Origin of the sequence: Kitasatospora sp. NPDC001539, assembly GCF_040298565.1 — a bacterium.
Taxonomy (GTDB): Bacteria; Actinomycetota; Actinomycetes; order Streptomycetales; family Streptomycetaceae; genus Kitasatospora.
On record NZ_JBEPAK010000431.1, the window covers coordinates 1 to 3038 of the forward strand.

Here is a 3038-nt window from a genome sequence, read left to right on the forward strand (position 1 = left end):
TGCCAGGCCTTGATCGCGGCGACGGACGTCTGGTCGGCCGGGCCGTCGAAGAAGCCGTGGCCCTGGACACCCGGCGGCGGGCGGCCGCCACCGCCAGGCGCAGGCGGCGGCGCCGGATAGTCAAGTGGACGGCCGGCACCGGCGCGCTGGTGATGGCCGCGGGCTGCGGCGGGGCCTACTACCTGTACCAGCACTTCAACAGCAACCTGACCTCGGTCAAGGTCCAGCTGGGCGACGAGGCCGAGCGGCCGCAGGCCGCCGGGGCCGCGCTGAACATCCTGGTGATCGGCACCGACAGCCGGGCGGGCCTCGGGCGCGCGTACGGCGACGAGGGCAGCACCGGGCACGCCGACACCACCCTGCTGTTCCACATCGCCAAGGACCGCTCCAACGCGACGGTGGTCAGCATCCCGCGCGACCTGATGGTGCCGATCCCGGAGTGCCAGAGCGACAAGGGCAGGAAGATCCCCGGCTCGGCGCGGGACATGTTCAACACGAGCCTCGGCCAGGAGGGGCGCGACGCGGGCTGCACCTGGAAGACCGTCGAGAAGATGACCGGGATCCGGGTCGACCACTTCGTGCAGGTCAACTTCGAGGCGGTGAAGACCCTCTCCACCGCCGTCGGCGGGGTGGAGGTCTGCGCGGCCAAGGACATCGACGACAAGGACTCGCACCTGAAGATGTCCAAGGGCCGGCACGTCGTCCAGGGCGAGGAGGCGCTGGCCTTCGTCCGCACCCGGCACGCCGTCGGCTTCGGCGGGGACCTCACCCGCATCCCGCTCCAGCAGCAGTTCATCAGCGCGATGATCCGCAAGATCAAGAGCGACGACACCCTGACCAGCCCGACCAAGCTCTACAAGCTCGCCGACGCCGCCACCAAGGCCCTGACCGTCGACTCCGCCATCGGCAGCGTGGAGAAGCTGAAGGACCTGGCCCAGGACATCAGCAAGGTGGACACCAAGAACATCACCTTCACCACCGTGCCCGTCCTGGACGACCCGGCGGACCCGGACCGGCTGGTCCTCAAGCAGCCCGACGCCGGACAGGTCTTCTCGATGCTCGCGGGCGACCGCTCGCTGACCGCGACGACCGCAACGCCCGCCACCGGTGCGCCCGCCCCGGCCGGATCCGCGCCGGCCGCGTCGGCCGCGCCGCAGACCGGCGCTGCCTCCGCTCCGCCGGTGGACGCCAAGGACGTGCCGGTGTCGGTGCGCAACGGCAGCGGGACGCGCGGGCAGTCCGGTCCCACGGTGGAGAAGCTGAAGGCCAAGGGCTTCGCCCGGGCCGCGGTGGCCTCCGACGCGCCGGTCACCGCCGGCACCACGGTGGCCTACCCCGCCGGCCAGGAGGCCGCGGCCACCGCGCTGGCCACCGCCCTCGGGCTGCCCGCCGACGCCGTCCGGCCGAACCCGAAGGCGGGGGCGAAGGATCCGCTGCTGCTGGTGCTCGGCAAGGACGTCCTCGCGGCGCCCTCGCAGGCGCCGACGGAGGCCCCGAAGGACCTCCAGCGGGTACAGGCGGACGACGCCGACGTCTGCGCCAAGTAGTCCGGCCGCGAAGGCGGCGGGCCGGGGCACCGCGGTGCCGGCCGCGCGCCGCGGTCGGCACCGGGCGGACCGGCGGCCGGACCGCCCGGGGAGGGCGTCACCCCGTCGCGGCGCCGCCGGTCAACTCGCTCGGGAGAGCACGTCCCCGGAGGACGGGCTGACGCTCCGCATCACCCGGCGGGCCAGCGAGCGGGGCGAGGTGATGAAGCCGAAGCCCCAACTCAGGTGCATGGTCACGAGTGCCACCGGCAGCAGCGCCTTGGCCCGGAGGGACAGCCCGCGCCCCTCGACCACCGCGCCGCCCAGGATCCCCAGCAGGTAGGCGCCGGGCACCGCGAGGAAGGCCGGGTGGACGGCGGCGCCGAGCACCAGCCCGAGGACGACCGCGAGCAGCGCGGACGGCGGGGCGAGGTAGCGCAGGTTGACCGAGCCGCGGTGGTAGCGGGTCACCACCCGGCGCCAACGGCCGTAGTCCTTGTACTGCTTGGCGAGCGCCCGGACCGACGGCCGGGGCCGGTAGGTCACCTTGAGCTGCGGGGTGAACCAGACCAGCCCGCCGTCCTGGCGGATCCGGTAGTTGAGCTCCCAGTCCTGGGCGCGGATGAACTCCTCGTTGTAGCCGCCGAGCTTCTCCAGCACCTCCCGCCGGAACACCCCGAGGTAGACGGTGTCCGCCGGGCCGGCCAGGCCGCCGGTGTGGAAGGCCGCGTTGCCGACACCGATCTTGGAGGTCATCGCGGCCGCGACCGCGTTCTCCCACTCGGTCTCGCCCTCGGCGTGCATGATGCCGCCGACGTTCGCCGCGTCCATCTCGCCCAGCAGCCGGACCGCCGTGGCGATGTAGCCGGGGGTGAGCAGGCCGTGCCCGTCCACCCGCACCACTATCGGGTGCTGCGAGCCGCGGATGGCGGCGTTCAGTCCCGCAGGGGTCCGGCCGGTGGGGTTCTCCACCGTGCGCACCCGCGGATCCTCGGCGACCAGCTCGGCCGCGATCTCGGCGGTGCGGTCGGTGGAGGGGCCGAGGGCGATCACCACTTCCATCGGCCCCGGATACTCCTGGTCCAGGATGCGCCGGACGGCCGTGCGCAGGTGACGTTCCTCGTTGAGCACCGGCATGATCACGGAAACAGCCGGCAGCTCCTCAGCAGCCTTGGTGTTCATCGGGGCCAACCGTACCGGTGCCGACGCGTCTCCGTCTTGTCCCGGTCTGGGCGGCTCCGGGTGCCCCGAAGGGCGGTACCGGCGCTGTGATCACGCACACCGTACCGCTCCGCCCGCCCGCTCCCGAATCGGGGTGGGAACGGTGCAGGTTCGGGGCAGGTTCGGGGCGATCGGTGAACGCGGGAGGACCGCGGAGCCCGCGCCGTCCGCCCTCCCGGCCGCCGTCCGTGCCGCGGGGGCCGGGCGCTCTCGCGCCGTCCAGTGGCTGGACGGCCGGGGCGGCATCGCCCTGGAGGCCCACCAGCAGAACAGCATCGTGCTGCTGGACGC

General features: G+C 73.4%; 2 protein-coding genes and 1 pseudogene. 2 read left to right on the forward strand and 1 reads right to left on the reverse strand.

Annotated elements, in window-relative coordinates:
* On the forward strand, positions 1-1547 hold a 1547-nt coding region (locus ABT247_RS32880), incomplete at its 5' end, for an LCP family protein (RefSeq protein ID WP_350750173.1).
* A 120-nt stretch (positions 1548-1667) separates the two neighbouring features.
* On the opposite strand, the gene ABT247_RS32885 is transcribed toward ABT247_RS32880, so the two are convergent.
* The gene (locus ABT247_RS32885; RefSeq protein ID WP_350750175.1) at positions 1668-2708 is read right to left on the reverse strand and encodes a glycosyltransferase family 2 protein; all 1041 of its coding nucleotides are present in this window, start codon (positions 2706-2708) and stop codon (positions 1668-1670) included.
* A 250-nt stretch (positions 2709-2958) separates the two neighbouring features.
* Between ABT247_RS32885 and ABT247_RS33715 the strand changes: the two are divergent.
* Positions 2959-3038, forward strand: a pseudogene (locus tag ABT247_RS33715) (IucA/IucC family C-terminal-domain containing protein); the annotation flags it as partial.

Coding starts and splice junctions, on each gene's coding strand:
- ABT247_RS32885 (WP_350750175.1), bottom strand. CDS start 2,708: ATGAACACCAAGGCTGCTGAGGAGCTGCCGGCTGTTTCCGTGATCATG.